The sequence below is a fragment of the Sulfitobacter mediterraneus genome (assembly GCF_016801775.1).
Lineage (GTDB): Bacteria > Pseudomonadota > Alphaproteobacteria > Rhodobacterales > Rhodobacteraceae > Sulfitobacter > Sulfitobacter mediterraneus_A.
Map to the genome: position 1 here is coordinate 141,731 of NZ_CP069004.1, position 16,801 is coordinate 158,531.

Annotated in this window: 12 protein-coding genes; 5 read left to right on the top strand and 7 right to left on the bottom strand. The window is 55.6% G+C overall.

Translation table 11 applies throughout. The features are described 5' to 3' along the window. Nucleotides 1-37 precede the first annotated feature (37 nt). From brxL to JNX03_RS00650, 7 genes are read right to left on the bottom strand one after another with little or no spacing between them, the layout of a single operon-like run. Nucleotides 38-2,113, bottom strand: a complete 2,076-nt coding sequence (gene brxL / locus JNX03_RS00620; protein ID WP_203210575.1) for a BREX system Lon protease-like protein BrxL — start codon at nt 2,111-2,113, stop codon at nt 38-40. 9 nt (nt 2,114-2,122) lie between these two features. Beyond that, the gene (gene pglZ, locus JNX03_RS00625; protein ID WP_203210576.1) at nt 2,123-4,618 is read right to left on the bottom strand and encodes a BREX-1 system phosphatase PglZ type A; all 2,496 of its coding nucleotides are present in this window, start codon (nt 4,616-4,618) and stop codon (nt 2,123-2,125) included. Beyond that, nucleotides 4,615-8,052, bottom strand: coding sequence for a BREX-1 system adenine-specific DNA-methyltransferase PglX (pglX, locus tag JNX03_RS00630; RefSeq protein WP_203210577.1), 3,438 nt, complete (start codon nt 8,050-8,052; stop codon nt 4,615-4,617). The genes pglZ and pglX overlap by 4 nt, the downstream gene beginning before the upstream one ends. Continuing rightward, nucleotides 8,052-11,570 (bottom strand): BREX system P-loop protein BrxC, encoded by a 3,519-nt coding sequence (brxC, locus tag JNX03_RS00635; protein ID WP_203210578.1) that lies wholly within the window; start codon nt 11,568-11,570, stop codon nt 8,052-8,054. The genes pglX and brxC overlap by 1 nt, the downstream gene beginning before the upstream one ends. Before the next feature lie 4 nt (nt 11,571-11,574). Further along, a complete protein-coding gene (locus JNX03_RS00640; RefSeq protein WP_203210579.1) occupies nt 11,575-12,177 on the bottom strand; it encodes a DUF1788 domain-containing protein in 603 nt (200 codons plus the stop codon). Between the two features lies 1 nt (nt 12,178). Next, nucleotides 12,179-12,793: a DUF1819 family protein gene (locus tag JNX03_RS00645; protein ID WP_203210580.1), complete on the bottom strand. Its 615-nt coding sequence runs from the start codon at nt 12,791-12,793 to the stop codon at nt 12,179-12,181. Further along, nucleotides 12,790-13,662, bottom strand: a complete 873-nt coding sequence (locus tag JNX03_RS00650) for a WYL domain-containing protein (protein WP_231024104.1) — start codon at nt 13,660-13,662, stop codon at nt 12,790-12,792. Before JNX03_RS00650 ends, JNX03_RS00645 begins: the two co-directional genes overlap by 4 nt. A gap of 570 nt (nt 13,663-14,232) precedes the next feature. Between JNX03_RS00650 and JNX03_RS00655 the strand changes: the two genes are divergently transcribed. The 5 genes from JNX03_RS00655 (at nt 14,233) to JNX03_RS00675 (ending at nt 16,733) form a co-directional block, all read left to right on the top strand. After that, entirely contained in the window at nt 14,233-15,111 is an 879-nt protein-coding gene (locus tag JNX03_RS00655) for an ArdC family protein (protein ID WP_203210581.1), read from the top strand. A gap of 623 nt (nt 15,112-15,734) precedes the next feature. After that, nucleotides 15,735-16,043, top strand: a complete 309-nt coding sequence (locus JNX03_RS00660) for a hypothetical protein (RefSeq protein ID WP_203210582.1) — start codon at nt 15,735-15,737, stop codon at nt 16,041-16,043. Continuing rightward, complete coding sequence (locus JNX03_RS00665; protein WP_203210583.1) at nt 16,040-16,243, top strand: hypothetical protein; 204 nt, start codon at nt 16,040-16,042, stop codon at nt 16,241-16,243. Before JNX03_RS00660 ends, JNX03_RS00665 begins: the two co-directional genes overlap by 4 nt. Then, nucleotides 16,240-16,455: a hypothetical protein gene (locus JNX03_RS00670; RefSeq protein ID WP_203210584.1), complete on the top strand. Its 216-nt coding sequence runs from the start codon at nt 16,240-16,242 to the stop codon at nt 16,453-16,455. Before JNX03_RS00665 ends, JNX03_RS00670 begins: the two co-directional genes overlap by 4 nt. After that, on the top strand, nt 16,452-16,733 hold the full coding sequence (locus JNX03_RS00675) for a hypothetical protein (protein WP_203210585.1): 282 nt from the start codon (nt 16,452-16,454) through the stop codon (nt 16,731-16,733). The genes JNX03_RS00670 and JNX03_RS00675 overlap by 4 nt, the downstream gene beginning before the upstream one ends. The last annotated feature ends 68 nt before the right edge of the window (nt 16,734-16,801 follow it).

Here is a 16,801-nt window from a genome sequence, read left to right on the forward strand (position 1 = left end):
AACACAAGTATAATCTTGTGAATACTTCGTTTGGAAACTACTTTTCCCTAACATACGTTACATAAAAATTTTTAAGCATGCGGTGCTGCTGCAGGCGGTCGCCTAGGCTGAACCCGTCACGCCGCATGGGCGCTTGGAAAATATCCAGACCGCGATCGAGAACGATTTTCCAGCCGGTGTCAGTGACGATATCTCTGGAATGAGCAGTTCCGGAGCCATCAAATGCCCAAGTGAAATCAACACCTGAACCGATGCATGCCTCGGTAATGCTCTCGAGCAATTCGCGTTGCTTTTGGACGTTTCCGTCATCAGGCCCGGTGACAAGATGGATGGCCACTTGATCTTCCAACGCCTTACGCTGGATGACCATCTCGACGAATTCCATCATGTTCTTGATCTGATAAAAATAGCGAATGTAAGGGTCTGTCACTACGATCCGCGATGCACCGTCCAGATAGGGCCCAAACAGTTTATCGTAGCTGATGCCTTTTCGGTTTTCGGCGAATACGTGGTGACCCTCTTCGGCGCGCGGCTTGGCGGGCGCCGAGGTCTCCGATGTGTCGCGCGCCTCATGTTCGACTTCGATGACGTCATCATCGACAGCATCTGTGGATTGGTCCTGCTGCTTTGGGTCTAAGGCAGGTTTCAGATAGTAGAATTGGGGGAACTCTTGCTCTTCGACGGTTTGGACACGCCGCTTTTCCCCGTCAGAGCCAGTGTAGAAGAAGTCGACATCTGGATAGGTCGCATCGATCCGAAACAGTTGGTCCTTTACGCGCTTTCGACTTTCAAGTGCGAGCCGCAAGAGCTCTTCAACGTCATCGGCTGTTTCATCTCCGGCAGGGAAAATCACCTTCAGGAAGCCCGACATGGTTTTGTAGACGGCGTCCCGATCACGGGTTGAAATCTTCTCGCTGACTGTGAAATGCAGGTCCGGCCGGTTGGAGAAGTCTTCTTGGCGCAAATGGCGAAGGATCTCGGCGAGGTAGTCGACAATGAACCCGTAGCCAGTGGTGAACATCTCGCCTCGGATCACGTCGATCTCCCAGCCAGGCAGATAAGCGTGGAGACGGTCAATGAATGCAGAGTCATGGAACTGGGGCGGCAGGGCTTCGAACAAGTCGCTGTTCTTGAGCATGAACGGGACGTTATGGTCTGTGTTGCCTACAAATGCGAAGCTCGCTTCTGCCCCCATGGGGTTAACCCCGCGCGAGAAGGTCTTGTTTGCCATGTAGTTTTTCATGATATCGACCAAGGCTTTGTTCGCGGTTTTCTCGCGTCCCGCAAATTCATCAAAGGCCACGACATCCCAGTAGCCGACCAGTCCGATCCGCCCATTCGAGTTGTTTACAAACAACTTCGGGATGGTCACTTCGCCGCCTGAGATCAACTGCCCGTGTGGCGAAAACTCTGAGTATATGTGCGATTTACCAGTTCCCTTTGGGCCAAGTTCGATGATGTTGTAGTTTCGTTCCACGAAGGGGATCAGGCGCATCAACTGCAAAAGCTTGCTGCGACGTCCGAAGGCTTCAGGATTGAAGCCAATCGACTGCATCAGGAGATCAATCCACTCATCTTTGGTAAATTGCGCGCGCGCCTCCTTGTACCCTTCGTAGTCGACCTTCGCGATCTGGATGGGTTTGATGGTCTCGAGCACCCACGGAGATGTTCTTGCGTCCTCTGAAAACTCATATTGGACATCAGCAATACACCATACGCCGGTCACAAGCAGCTTTGGATGCGCTTTGACCGTGCCGCTATCCACCGCAACCTTTTTGATGCCCAAGTTGTCGAACGTGGCTTCGTAGCTGTCTGTTTTTTCGTTCAGCGAGACGCTGATCTGGTCGATGACCTTGTAGCGTCCCTTTTCCTTGATCGTGGATTGGATCAGTCCCGCTTCGCTTCTGTGAACGTAGTGCTTTCTGAGGATTTCTTTGACGGTTTCGATGCCGCTCTCGATCGATGCTTCATCGTCAGTTGCACAGTACTGCCCAAGCAGGTATTCGAGGACATAGGTTGGAACGATTGCGTTGCCTTTGACCGCTTTCACAAGGTCCTTGCGGACCACGTAGCCCGCGAAATGTTCGTTAATCTTTTCGTCGAGTGCGCTCATGATAGGTCCTTAAAAGTCGAAATCTGTCGATATGCCACGACGCAGTTGGAAACGGTGGCTTGTGTAATCTTCGAAGTGGCTCGTTTTGCCGATACGTTCGCGAAGCTTGAGGAAGACGTCCTGGTTGTTGAACCGATCAGCATCGCGAGAAAGCAGGAACTTTATGGGCAGCTCCCGTTCCCGCGCATTTTGCGAGGTGTAGTCAAAGGTCAGCGGGTGCTCATCTGAGATGAGCGTGCCGTCCGAAGCGTAAATCCCAGCAAGAACATTACGCTGTTGCTGCTTCTCTGAAACTGGCTGAGTTTGATAGAGAGTGACGGCCGTTTGGCCGGAAGAGATCAAGCTTTTTCCAGTGACGATGATCTGCACTTCAACTTTTTCAACATCGGCTTCGCGTCGTTTGCCGACACGGAGTATGGGAACAATGACCTCTTGAAGCGTGGCCCCGCCATGTACGAACCGGCTTCCCGCTCCCTTGACGCGCATACGATTGATCGAATTGGGCAACAGAACGTCCAAGTTGCCTGATAGACCCAGATTTGAGGATGAAAACTTCTTCATTCCAGATGTCGCATCCAGGTCTCGCCCGATGATAAATCGACGATTTTTAACAAGAATTTCCGCACCAGCGGGAGCCGCTACCGAAAAGTCAGTCTCATCCAATGCCCGGTGCTGATAGATGAAGCCATGATCCGCCGTCACAAGGATGTTGGAAAAGTTGGCCGTCGTAAGCTTGCGGACCAGTTTGGTCAGATCCTCGACAGCGACTTCTGCAGCCTCTGTCACGCGTTCCTCAGTGGCGAGCTTGTCGCCAACGATGTCGATCCTGTTGTGGTAGAGGTAGAGAATGTCATGATCGCGGAAAATCTCTTTTCCGTCGTCCGACTTCAAGCTCATGAAATCATCGGCCTTCATGGCTTTGACACGGTCTCCGGCACGCCCCATGCCCAGAACCTTTTCGCGGTTAGCGGTTCCCTGAGTAGGCAAGCCAAACGAAGACACGTTGCCGTCCTCCGACAGCTCCAGATCCTTGTTCGGTAAAAGCGCAGCCATGCCGAGCTGCGTGTAGCTGGGCAAAGCAGAAATCATCGGCTTTAGATCGGCGTCGAACCGGTTCAGTTTACGGATTTCGCGCAGGGCTTCTTCTGCAACCTCATAGCGCAACGCGTCAGAGATGATCACCACCACCTTCTGATCGCGGCGGCGGAATTCGGCGGCCTGGTCCATATAGAAATAGGTCTGATGCGCAAATCCCGGTATCTTCCAATCGCTCAGTCCAGCGATCTGATCTTGCCAGGCGTCATTGACGGCAGATAGGAAGTTGGTCGTGTAGCGGTTCTCTACGCTTTCGAACAACGCGCTAAGCAGAGAGGACTGACCGCTCTTTTGCATATGATAGATGAATTTGCGGTAGAGTTGGTCGATCTTGTACCAGTGCGAAACATAGCGCTTCACCCCCTCAGCGGGGGAGGTCATAGTCAGGTTCGCCTCAGCCAGCGCCTGCTGGAATTCTGTGGCATAACCGATGGCTTGATAAATATCCTCATAGGTCGGATACCAATGGCTTTGCCGCCGCTCTCGCACGGTCTTCAGCACCTCGGCCGATGAAACCGTTTGGCTTGCCATCTCACGCACCAGAGACCGAATGATCTGCCGGTCGATCTCTTCAAAATGGTCGATGGCGCACAAGGCCTTGATGTCTCGCTCTTGCACGTCTTCTGGGATCCGCAGGATTTCCTGGTACTTCCCGCTCAGCGTTTCAAACGCCTTCGCTCCCAGCCGGTTGTTCTTCCAGCGGCGGAAGACAAGTAACGCCTCTCCGTTCAGTTTGCCATCTTCGCCCAAGGCGCGGGCATAGCAGGACTGGAACAGGGTGATCGCGAAGTCCTCGAAATCTGGCGCATCGCTGACATAGCCATAGGCATTCTCAACCTGCTTCCAGAAGAACTCTATCAGACCGGACCGTTCCATCAGGCGCATGGCGTCATCACGCTCGTCTGCAAGCTCGGCCAGCAGCTCCTCGATCACCGTGTCGAGGGCACCTTCAGCCCCGGCGCAGACGGCCAGCATGCGGCGCAGCACATCGGTCTTTGTGTCCGACGGCGTGATCATCTGCTTCAGCGCCTCGATGCGGCCCTTGGCGCGGTAGAACTCCATGTGGTCGCGCACCACGTCCTCGAACTGCAGCGGCAGGCCGAGCTCAGCCAGCCAGATCGCCGCTTGATCGGCTTTGAAAACGCCGCAGGCGAAATAGAGGTCCAGCAGCCAATTGTTGGCCATCTCGGGCGCGGGGCCGTCGTGGAACACCAGAAACTTCTGTTTCGGCTCTTGCCTCAGCATGCGGTACTTCAGGCCGAACTCGTTATTCGCGATCTCGACCTTTTCCACATCGGGCAGATCCACGGCGTCATATTCGCCCCGCATGTCGCGCGCGGCGTCGTACCAGAAGACGATCCGGTGATCGATGAACAGCCGCTCTAGGCCCGCCTTGATCCGGTCCGTCATGACAGCCCCGCGATCTTCTTCAGGGCCGTGCCGAACTTCGGATAGTTCGCCTTCACCCCGTCATCCAAGTCGATCTCGATCTTCTGCTGCGCCAGTGGGAAGATCACGTCGCGTTCCCATTCGTTCAACTCGTCGATCTGCTTGGCAACCGATGCCACATCCTTCAGCGCCTTGGTCTTCTGCCCTTGCGTCGCCGTCGGATCATCGGCCAGCTTCTCCAGCCGGGCGCGTTCGCCCTCCAGCTTGGTGATGAACTCGCGCAGGTAGTCGTTCAGCAGCACCGACACCGTGTCACCCCGATAGCGGTGCATGTAGATCAGCGCGTTGAACGTCCCCTTGGGGGAGGAGACCATCCAGTAGATCGGGCGCTTTTTGTAGCGCTTCACGTGGTCGGCGTAGAAATCCTTGGTGAAATACTTGCGGATGTCCTTGCCCAGAGAGTCCTCGATGAACTTCAGGTTCTCGCGGAAGTGCGCCTCGCCGAAACTCACACGCAGGAACAGGCGGAAGCGTTCGGTGATGTCGTCGGGGAACCAGTTCTCGTCCAGCACGGGGATGACGTTGTCTTCATCCGGCATGAAGCTGGGTTCGGGGACGCGGGCGAGGTAATCCTCCAACCGTTCGCCTTGGTTGGCGAGGATCAGGCCCGGCGCGTCGAGGCTGTAGCGGCCGAACATGCAGCCCACGGCATAGCTTAGGAATTCGGCCATGGTGTCGGCGCACAGGCGGGTTTCGCGGTCGTTCTCGGAACCTTTCACGCCATAGCGATAGGCGGGGTTGCAGGTGAGGGTGATCTCCTCGATCGGCACTTCGGGGGGCAGCTCGTCTTGCAGACCATAGGCGTCGATGAAAATGCGGTTGTTCTCTTCCTCAAGCGCCTTCATTTCGTCCGTCATGGACTGCCAGTGGGTGCGGAGTGTGGCGTAGCTGTCCGCCAGCGTCTCGCCGCGGTTATCGGGTGAGAGCAACGGGAGCGTGGTGAAATCCCAGGAGGTTTCGTAGGCGTCCCAGTCGGATTTGCTGAGTTCAGCAAGGCATTCAGTTGATGCAGATATTTCGCGATACTGGGCGCTTGAAAAAGGTAGGCGGCGAACATCGTCAACCTGCAAATTCAATGTTGAATTCAGAATATTTAGAATGAAGTTAGCCACCCTTGAGTTAAGGAAGCTCAGTGTTGGTAGAAGCTGGCCTTCATCTTCAAAGAATATGCTCGAACCACCTTTGTCGAAGGTAGCGTACTCTGGCAAAACTCGAAAACTGCGTGAGCCAGAAGTTACGAGCGTCCATGTGATCCCCGGCCGAAACTGCAAATACTCTGGGATGATCCTTGCTGAGGAGTGCTTACGATAATGACTACGAGCCTCCTGAGACCAATCAACAATCGTGTCCAAATTTCCATGCCAACGTCGGAATTCGCCGCCCTTTGCATAGTGTCTCCATTTGGAGCCGATCTTTGATTTATTAACCTCCCATATGCTCTTGGTGTAGCGATCGTTATTGGCGGTAATGTTTTGCCCTTCAGAAACCGAGTTTTCATAGATTTGCGGAAACTTGCCGTATGCAAATTCGAGCTTGTCGCTCACCCAATAGGCAATTGGAGAGCCGGGAATGTTAAGAAAGTTCTTCGTCGATGCCTGTGAAAGGCGTTCATTTTCTGTGGGAAAGCTATAGGGAACAAAGGCTGCATCCATTTCATAGTAACGAGTGCAAGAGTAGCTCCCAGAGAAATCTGGATCGCTTGCCGCCTTATATACAAACGCACTTGTTCCGAAGCTTATGCCCATCGCTGTACCGCCTTTGCCAAGGTAGGGCATGTGAACCAAAGATCTGATCGAGCCAAATGAAAGCAGTTTATTCCTCAGGTTTCCGTATGTCGAAAGAAACATCCAACTTTCCATGGTTACCAGCGCGGAATAACCCTTTGACTTTACCAAGAAGTTGGCACGCTCAATAAAGCACGCGAACGTATCGAGTTTGCTATCCGCGTAGTGCATTTTGGCAAAGTCGGAAAGCTCAGCATTCATTCCGCGCCCGCCCATATACGGCGGGTTGGCCACCACCACATGATACTTCGGAGACAGCGCCTCGGCCATGCGCAGCACGGCGATGACGCGCTTCTGCACTTCCTTAAGCAGCAGGTCGCCGCCGAAATCCCGCGCCTCGACCACCCGCAGGGTCTCCGCGGGATCGCGCAGCTTCGGCACGATCAGCGAGCCGAAGTTCTTGGCCTGCTCGAACTGTCCCAGCGTCTCGCGCAGCTCATCGGTGAACAGATCCTTGCCCACCACGGCGGCCACGTCCTGCATCTCGGCATCGGTAAAGGCCACGTTCTGCAACACGCAGATGTCGGGCTTGGCCTCCATCCGCAGGAACCGCCGCCGCCCCAACTTGCCCGCCGCCTTCATCGCCAGCGCAAAGGCCGCCAGTGCCCCCGCGCGGTCGTCGATCTCCACCCCCGTCAGGTTATGCGTCAGGATCAGCGCGGGGATCTCGGTCGCGTCATAGCCCTCTTCCTCGTAGATGGCGTGGAGCAGGTCGAAGGCATAGGTCAGCATGTGCCCCGAGCCCGCCGCCGGATCGCAGATGCGGATCTCTTCGGGCTTGGTGATCTTCAGGAAGTCCGTCTCTGGCTCTTCGGGCGCGATGTAATAGTCCATCTTGGCCGCCAGCCCGCTCTGCGGATTGTTCAGCAACCAGAGCCGCCCCAGCGAGTTCTCCACCAGATAGCGGACGATCCAATGCGGGGTGAAGAGCTGCGTCGCGGCGGGGATGTTCTCGGCCGTGATCTTCTGGTTCTTCTTGAGGCCCGCGAAGACCTGATCCTTCTTTTCCGAGATGTAGAACTGGTAGAGCCAGCCGATGATCTCGACGTCCTGACAGGCGTCCTCGGTCATGACCTTGCGCAGTTCGGCAAGGATGGACGTCTGCGACAGCAGATCCTCGGGCATCAGCAGCTCGGTGTAGTCGTCGATCTGTTCGAACAGGAACGGCATGGGGCCGTGCCACTGGTTGCAGGTGTGGACGAGCAGGAGGCGGTAAGCCTCGGCCTGTGGATCATGCGACGGCGTGCGCCCGTCGAGGAGGGATTGGATGGTGGCAGGGGCATTGTCGGGGATGTTGCCCGCCATCGCCTCTGACAGCAGTTCCGGCCGCGTGGCCCCGTCAGCGGGGGAGACAGTGCGGACCTGCGTGTAGCCGTTGGCATCCATGAAGCGCAGGGCGGTGAAGCGGTTGAACCAGATGTAGGCGACCTGTTCGATGACTTGCTGGCGGCTGTCGCGCGCGATGGCGTTTTCGAGGTCTTTGACGGCTTTGGGGGCCTCACGCCGTGCAGCGCTGCCATCAGCCAGCACGACGTCAAGCTTAGAGGCGACCTGATCGATCAGCAGGTTGCGGGCGGACTGGGCAAATTTTTTGAGCGCGTTGGTATCCATTACACAATAACTTTCTTACCCGTGCGGATTTCGGCCAGCAGGGTCTTTTTCATTTCTTCAAGGTACTGGTCGACGTCGGCCTCATCAGTCAGCAGCGTTTTGGGGGCTGTAACCTTCAGCTGCGAGGCGAGGACCGTAGTGGGGGGCTGCGGTGCGGGTGCTGGCCGGTCCGACATGCCGGGCTGTGGCTCGGGTGCAGGAGCCGGGCGCGCGAGGCGGTCGAGTTCGGTGACAACGTCCGACAGCAGGTTGGTGCGCGCGCCATTGGCACGGTCGCGCAGCACGGGGATCAGCGTGACCGTGTCGAGACCTGCCTTGTGGCTTTCAATGCGGGCGGTGATGCGGGCCTGTTTGTCCGGATCAAGTGTCTGGAAGTCCGGCATTTGTGCGATTTTGGCAGAGACGTCTTCGACCTCTGCGATGACGGCTTTGCGTTCCTCAAGCACCTTGAGTTCGACCTTGTTTTTCAGATCAAACAGGTCGGATTTGAGGTTCTGGATGGATGCCCCCTTAAAGCAGCCCGGATCCTCCAATGCGGCGCGCAGCTTCGCCCCGGCATCAGGATCGACATAATCGATGTTGGCAGATTGGCTGGCGAGCATATCGCGGGCATCGTCGTAGATACCTTTTTGTGCACCCCCCATGAAGGATTTCACCTTGTCCAGGATATCCTCCTTCGCGTTCAGAAGGTCATCCTCGCGCTTGGGCGCGTCGGAAATATACCAGTTCGCTGGCTTGCCCTTCATGCCCCGCAGCAGTTCATGGAACGGCTCGAGCGCGGTCAGGAAAGGGTAGCGGTGTGACTGGCGAATAAGACCGTCTACCTCGGCTTCGAGCGTATCAATGCTTGTAGCCCATTCCGCACCTAAACCACGCGCATCTGTTCCCGATGAGGGGTGCGCAAAGAGCTCCTGATAAAGTTCCTTCGCTCGACGAATTTCTGCAGCGGAGAATTCCGTCTGAGGGGTCAATAGTATGTTCGGAAGCGCGTGACTGTTGTTCAACGCTTTGGCAAGGTCCAAGCCTTCCTTGATGGCGCTGTCGACGCGCGCTTCGATTTTGCCTTTGGCGACCAAGCTGCCCGCAAGGCAAAGGACTGCGGTAATTGGCCAGCCGTAGGGTTTGGATGTGAACCGATCAGCCAGATATTTGACGGAGACCTTCACCCCATTGCGTGCCTGCGCGTTGATGAAGCTGAGGACGTCTTGTTCGGCTTCGTTGATACCTGTGCCGTCAGAACCGAAGAGCCCGCTTTCCGATTGTACCGCTTTGTTGATATCGGCCTCGGTATAGCTGACGCCGCGCAGCATCGGGAGATTGGTGTAGACTTTGTCGACCAGGGACTGGAACGCCTTGCTGATGCGCTCTTGAGCATCCTCTCCACCGATCTCCAATTCGTCACCCCTGACGAAAAGTCGGGCGCTTCCCATCAACTTGCGAAGCCGCATTTCAAGGTCTTTTGCGCGGCGACCGTTTTGTTCGCCTTTTTCTGCGACGATACGGTCGCGGCCGGGCTGCGGAGAACCGCTGCGGGACTGACGGATAAACTTGTCCGTTTGCTTAAACAGGATCAGGTCGCGGACAAAGTTGGCATCTGGTTTCATGGTAACCGCGAGCTCTTCCCGAGACATGGTTTTCATTCGAATGCCATCGGGGCTTTCAACCTCGTCGCTGAGGGGCGAAACGAGATTGATTGCCAGTTCGTACTCGCGACCAACCGCGTGATCATCGAGTTTCCGGGTAAAGGCATATTCGCTATTCGTTGCGAGATGCTTGATCTTGCGATGACGCAGAATGGTATCGAATGCGAGGGTTTCGAGTTCTTTCGAGAGCTCAGAAGGGTCTATGTCGAGGGCTTTGATTTCCGCTTCGACATCCTTTTCCTCATTGGTGAGGAACTCATAGACCTCACCGTTCCGCTGGATGTAGGTTTCCCTTTCCAGACGGCTCAATGCTTCCTCGATCTTGCGGCGTTGGCCCGTCTGGTCCGCCTCAAACTCAGACAGCAGCAGAATTCCGATGTTTCGAACCGACGGTTTGAAGCCTTTGACGTATTTGACGAGGAACAAGGATTTCAAAACCCGAACTGCAAAAGGATCGTCCAGATTTTTTTCGGCAATCTGAATACTCTGTTGAACCGAAGATTTTAGTGCGGTGCGGATCCCTTCGAACATGAGATCGAAAGTGGCCAACCCTCCGACTTCTTTGTCTTTCAGCTTCTTCGAGACCTCTTGGAAAACGCCCAACATCGACCGCTCACCGACCGAGCTGTGTTTGCCTTCAAATGCGTTGTGCTCCGACAAAGACGTGATCGCCATTTGAAAGAGGTCATACTGATAGGGGGGGAAAGGATAGCTTGAGATGAAGTGGTCGCGATCCCTGTAGTTTTTGAGCTTCATCGAGCCGTCAGCAAAATCGAACAGGGTCTTGAGGTTGTTTTCTTCGCGGTCATGAAGGTTGCCAAGCGTTACTTGCCCTTCCGACGTCTTGGCGAGGAGGCGGCGCTGGATCACTTCGGCGACATCGGCCGAGTTCAGCGGCATGCGGTTGCTGAAGCGGGCCTGGATTTTGGAGAAGTCATTCTCTTGCTGTTGCGTCATGTCGCCGATAACCGACGCCATGTCTTGCTGCGCAGTTACTATGATCCAAGCCTGCCCTTTGCATTTGGTGTTAAGGCTCTCTGCGATGGTTTGCAGGTTGGTCATGAGCTTTACATTGTCCGCAATATACTGGCCGACTTCGTCAACGAAGAAGTTGAGCCGGAAGCCCTTGGGCTGATCGTCGATCCAAGCTTTGACTGTGCCAGCGAAGTCCTCAATCGAGACGCGTGTGTCCTTCCGGTATTGGCTCAAGATGTCTTTTGCATCTGAAGGATCACCACCGGTTGCTTCTGCAAACGCTGTCGCAATATTCTTGGCTTCCAGCAGCGCCTGTTCTCGACCGCGTTCCCAGTCTTTCCCGGCAGCGCTTCGAAAAGCTTCTTTGAAGGCCTCGAATTGCCCACGCCCCTGCAAATCGCGTTCGAATTGCGCGATATGTGGCTGTTTGCCATAGAAGCCGCAGGCTTCGTCAAAGACCTTTTGGAAGACAGACAGAAGCGCATCTACATCCGTTTTCGAGATCACATCTGCCTTCTGGTCGATATTGAACAAGATCGACTTCGACGGGATGGAAACGGCCTTGTTGAGTGCGCCTGCCAGCATTGGCTCGCCTTTGAGCTTTTCGGCAAAGATCTCGTGAGCGGTTTTGCCGTCGACTTCACGATTTTCAAGCAGTAGAGCCAGCATCTTCAGCAAGTGCGACTTACCAGAGCCAAAGAAGCCAGAGATCCAGACGCCATTTGAAGTGTCATAGTTGTTGTAGGCTTCGAGGAACTGCTCCAGCCGTTGGCCGATCTCCCCTGTGATGACGTACTCGTCGAGCTCGATACGAAGGCTTGCCTCGTCGTCGGCCTTGATGACGCCGTCAATGGCGCGATCAACGGGTTTCTCAAAAATGTCTTTTAGCAACTGGGCCATGGGCTTAGACCTCGTAATTCAGAATGTTGAAGGCGCGGTAATACTTGTCGTCATGAAGCTGACCAAAGAGATCCAATGACGCGCCAGTCGCCAAAGCATGAGTGTAGCTTCCAGGGAAGAAGAGAACGGTTGGTGCTTCTTTCGCAGTGCTTTGGAGGTTGTTCAGCACGTTGTGAGAACGGATGTAAGGGTATACCTCACCGACGCCTGACAAGAAAATGACGTCATGTGGGGTCGCTTGGATCGCCTGGCCAATACGCGGGATCAGGTGAGCCTGTGGGTCCAAGACGCCTTGTAGAAGTTCCTTGATCTCACCCTTGCTACTGTCGGCCTCAACTTCGAGAACCTGTTCTAAGATCCCGCGTACTGAAAGTATGTCGAGCGCGAGATCGTAGAGGTTCAGGTCCAACACTCGAGTGCCGGAGTTTTCGATGCGGGTCACAAGGTTTTCACGATCCTCAACCATGGTGAGCCCTTCCTCGGCGGGAAAGGGGTAGATGAAAAATGGCACTTCATTCCCTAGGCCTTGTTTGGTCAGGAAACGTTCGCTGGTGATCACGCGGTAGAGGTGCTCGGCCCGCTCTTTCCGGTTTAGTTCTCGTTTCAATTTAGGCTCCCTCGACCGGAACGCTGGGGAAAATGGCCAGTTCGCCGGGGTTGTGTTCTTCAATCAAGTGTTTCAAACGTGTGGAAATAATCGCGGTTTGAATGCGATCATCTTCTGAAATGATCCCGGCTTCACGCATCATGCGAAACATGATTTGACGAAGTTTCAGGCGGGTCGACCGACTTAATCCGGCCAGTCCTTCATCCCATTCAGCTTTTGCCTCAAAAAGAATGTCAAAGCTTTCGAGCGGTAGATCGAGTTGGTAAGACAGGTATCGCTCTCTCACTACTTCCACCGCAAATTCACGAATGAACCGATATGCGCGGCATGTGGCGATCCACAACATCGCCTGCTGTTCGGAACGGTCCGCCTCTTCCACAAGGTAAGCGCGTTCCTCATCTGTAAGAGTAAGCAGGCGGTTAGAAATTTCGCGCAACGATCGACGGTTCGATGCTGATTTCGGTAGGCTGGTTGTGCCGTCCTCCATGGCTCTGAGAATTGTGTCTTCCCAAGCTTCACCGTCTTCATGCAAGCGCGCGACTTCCAGGCTTTCGTTCAGGAAGAGCCCGCCGGTGCTGAATGACATCTTGTAGTCTTGTCTCGCGAAAGCACTCATCGCCGCCCCCTTTCGAGAGCAGCGCGGACTTCTCCGTCATTGATCAAAACTATGTGCTGATCCTGTGGGGCGCGGATACTAGGATCAACGTCAAGGCCAAGCCGCTTTAGATTGTAGAACAACAAGCACTTTCGCACTGAAAGTTCTGCCGCCCCGTCATTCATTGCATAGTCGAGCTCGACAATCCTGCGTTGGTTTTCAGACAGGCCAGGGTGCGGTGCGATTTTGAGCGTTATTGTTTGGTGCCAGTCTTCATCTGTACCGGCGTCGACATCTGATTGTTCCCCCAATGCGCTTTTCAGTATGCGTCCGAGAACAAAGTCTTTGAAGACCTGGTCTTTTGAGCATAGCGCTCTCGCATGCCAACGAAATCCGTCATGGGCGAGGGCATGAGGAATGATAACGCGATCTTCTGGATCGGGGGACGACATCGACTGATAGCTTATTTGCAGCTCTTTGCCCTGTTCACAGGCTAATAAGACGTTGCGAAGTGTTAGCGCGCTTAGTCCGCGCCCAGGCACAGTGGTTGCCAGAATGTCCGGCTGATAGACAATCCAGTCTGCAGCGGGGACTGAACCGCCCCGTGAGATCGACAGGAGATCATCAAGATACTCTGACGGATCAAGCGCAGTGTAGTGTTCTTCGAACTTCGGGCCCAGAACGTAGGTCTTGGCCGTTTTATCGTAGATGATGTGTTCGGGATGATCATTGATGTAGCTATTGAGGTCTTTCGAAGCTTGAGCCCGACTGAGGCCCATAACATCCATCAGATCCGCAAGGCCGACACGTCCACGCCAAAAGACCCTGTGCTCAATGAATGCACGGCGATCCTGCTGCCATCGTGAAAGACTGTTCGATTCGCTTGTCATAGCTCAAGTCTAGTTCAACCTAAAGGATGGGTCTACATTTAAGAACCATATACTCAGCGGACTGTCTGCGATATCTTGTAATTCTGTCAGCGGGTTGAGGGATTGCTTTGGCCTTGTATCGCGCGCGGCCTGGGAAGTATCGCATGGTTTCAGAGGAACCCGCGCTTAAGCGCGCGGGCAACATCTCCCAGTAGACTGGACCGAGGCTCAACGGGCCGTTGGCCCGCTCACCCCGGTCCAGGCATCATTCCTTTTGTTTGGTCCGCCCAACATCCCTGACCGTGGCGGTCAACCATAGTCCATCCCCAAAATCAGCCACCAATTTCCCCTGTCTCGCGGGCGAGCCATTCCTCGCGGGGCAAACTGGCGTCTGATTTTGGCGCAGACATTTTCTTCGCAAATGTGGCCGATTGACAGCCCCGTTCAGGGCCGTGGGTCGGGCTTTGCCCTCTCCCACTCTGTTCCGCCGAATACATGCGTATTCGGTCAGATCAGGTGGCCGAGGCGCAGCCCATCGGCGGAAGGGGGCGCGAAGCCTCACCCGCGTCACTTTGATCGAGGAGGCCACAAATGGCACCGAAGTTTGATGTTTATGCCCATGTCACCGACACCATTATTGCCGAGATCGAGGCAGGCACGCCGCCGTGGCGCAAGCCGTGGACCGGAAGCGCGTCCGGTATTGCCTTGCCAACACGGCACAACGGCGACGAGTATCGCGGGATCAACATCCTGATGCTCTGGGTCATGGCCGCCAAGAATGGCTATGTGTCCAGCCGCTGGATGACCTACAAGCAGGCGCAAGAGCTGGGCGGCCAAGTCCGCAAAGGCGAAACGTCGTCGACCGTGGTCAAATACGGGACGTTCACCCGAGAGAACGAATTGGGCATTGAGGAAGAACTGCCCTATGCGCGCGCTTACCGCGTCTTCAACGCGGATCAGATCGAAGGTTTGCCGGAGGATTACTACATCCGGCCCGAGGCCCCGCGCGATCTTGGCACTGAGGCCGATCCCGAGCTTGAGTCGTTTTTTGCTCGCACGGGTGCGGAGATCGTGACCACCGATGAGCCGCGAGCCTATTACAGCCCGGCCAAAGATCACATCCATATGCCGCCCGTAGCGACCTTTCATAGTGCGAAAGGGTATTTTGCGACCCTTGCCCATGAATCAATCCATTGGACCGGTAGCGAAAAGCGGCTGGAGCGGATCAAGAAATTTGCGAACCGCGAAGCCTATGCCTTTGAGGAGTTGGTGGCGGAAATCGGCGCTTGTTTCCTTGTTGCCCAGATTGGCGTGGCGCCGGAATTCGACCAAAGCGCCGCCTATGTCGAAGGTTGGTTGAAAGCGCTCAAAGAGGACAAACGGGCGATTTTTCGTGCGGCGTCCGAGGCGCAGAAAGCCGCCGATTTTGTCCTAGCAGCCGCAGGTCAATCGAAAGCGGCCGCAGCATGAGCGGCCCCGCAATCTTACCCCCGATGACGTGCCGCAAATGCGGCGCGTCAAATCCGGTGATCTTTCTTGCGCCGGTCATCGTGAAAGGCAGTTGCTCTTGTATTTGCTTGGATTGCGCCGAGGCCCGTTCGTGGCTCGATCCGGACGGCAACTTGAAGTCTGGTGTTGAGCTTTGAGCACCTGCGCCCCGCCTCATGCGGCGGGGCGCAGGCACTTTCAACGAGATGCAAAATTGTGGCCCGTGCTGGTGCGCACGGGCCGCTCTGAGAAACGGACTGTGCGGAGGATCGACCGGCTTTCAGCCCGCTCACCTCCTTCAGGCTTCTTTCAATTTGATTGGTCCGCCCAACATCCCAGTCGCGTCCCGTCAATGGGCAAGCGCCGCGCAGGCGCGTCGTCAAAGCCTGCAACCCGTGTCCTCGCGCGGGGCGCGCTGCGGGCCGCACCAGTTGTGGGCTTTGACCCATTGACTGGCCGCTCCTGGGCCGTGGGTCGGGCTGTGCCCCTACCCACTCTGTTCCGCCGAATACATGCGTATTCGGTCAGATCAGATTGGCCGGTGTGCAGCCCATCGGCGGAAGGGGAGCCAAGCCCCGACCGCAGCACCCAAAAGGAGGCCACAAATGGCTCACAAATATCAGCCCCCGAAATTCTGGACCTGCGACTGTGATCGCACGACCGGCGGTCACGTCATCGACGGGCTCTATAGCACTTGCGTCTATTGCGGGAAGCATCGGCACGAGCTGAAGGAGATCGTTGTTCCGTCAGGTTTGGGCGGCGTGTTCTGCGTCGAGATCCTCAGCGTCGAGGATGATTGCGCCAAGGTGAAGGTTGCCAAGAGCTCGAACGGCTTTGATGCGCTGCCGCCCTTCACGGTGCCGTTCAAGGACATAGCCCCGCATTGGAAACACAAGTCGGGAGAAATCCGATGATCCCTGACTATCACAGCGATGATTTTGCGACGGCGCGTCTGGACGATACCGTCAGCTTGCGAAGCGCCGCCCGCGAGGCCCGCGCCACGCTTTACGCGGTGTTGAACCGGCTGGAACTGAATGATCTGGACGGCGAGGAACAGCCCTATATCGACGATTGTCTTGGGGCTCTCGCAATCCTTGAGGAGGCGTTGCGATGACCTTGGAAGACATCAAAGCAGCAATGGACGCGGGCAACCGCGTTCATTGGGTCAACAGCGGGTATGTGGTGACGCGTGATGACCTCGGGCAATACCTCATCACATTCACGCGGAACGGGTCGGCTATCGGCTTGACCAATCGGGATAGCACCCGCCTGAACGGCGAGCCTGACGAATTTTTCATCGGGGAGAACGTGGAGGCTTTGGCATGAAATATTCTGATATCAGGCAAGCGGCCCGAGAGGGCCGCGCCAGTGTGCACCTACATGGGTTTTGCAATCTGCCCGACGGCGGTCAGGAGTATTGTGATGTTCCAGCACAGATTGATGGCTGGGCGATCTATGTCCGAGTTGAGACACCGAACGATCCTCAGCAACCCTTTGATCTGCACGAGCTGCCCGATCATCAAACCTATACCAGCGCCGAAGGCGCGGCCCGCGCAATAGCACTGCAATTGCTTGGTGATGCTGAGGCATGGAACCACGATTAGTGGTGCCATGCCTTGCGCCAGTGGCCGGGCTCTGCCCGGCGGTCGCAGCCTATGGCTGCTCCAAACGG